This window comes from Marinobacterium sedimentorum (assembly GCF_024267675.1).
Taxonomy (GTDB): domain Bacteria; phylum Pseudomonadota; class Gammaproteobacteria; order Pseudomonadales; family Balneatricaceae; genus Marinobacterium_A; species Marinobacterium_A sedimentorum.
This window is the reverse complement of the sequence record NZ_JALDYX010000122.1, coordinates 1-271: the sequence shown is the minus strand read 5'-3', so window position 1 is coordinate 271 and position 271 is coordinate 1. Positions and strand designations below refer to the sequence as shown.

At 43.2% G+C, this 271-nt stretch carries 1 protein-coding gene; it reads right to left on the bottom strand.

The annotated features are described in order from the left end of the window. Window positions 1-271 (bottom strand): ketopantoate reductase C-terminal domain-containing protein (locus MRS74_RS23620; RefSeq protein WP_306422031.1); only part of this gene is annotated, 271 nt, incomplete at both ends.

Sequence of the window (271 nt, the reverse complement as noted above, 5' to 3'; positions counted from 1 at the left end):
ATCTGTTGCTGATAATCTTTATGAGCCAGTCCACCATTTTGACAGTTGTTGATAGCTGTTAATGGGTTTATGGCGCAGTTAATAACAAGTTTGCTCCATAGTGCAGTTTGAATTTCAGAATTCCAAACTACTGGTTTAAAAGCATGGTCGAGAACGTCGGCGATAAAGGAACAACGTGAACCTTTGTCATTCCAAGCCCCAATAAAGGTCTGGCCAAGGCCGGTATGGCGTACTTGTGAACTTGATAGTTTAAGCGCGCCGTGAGTAGAAG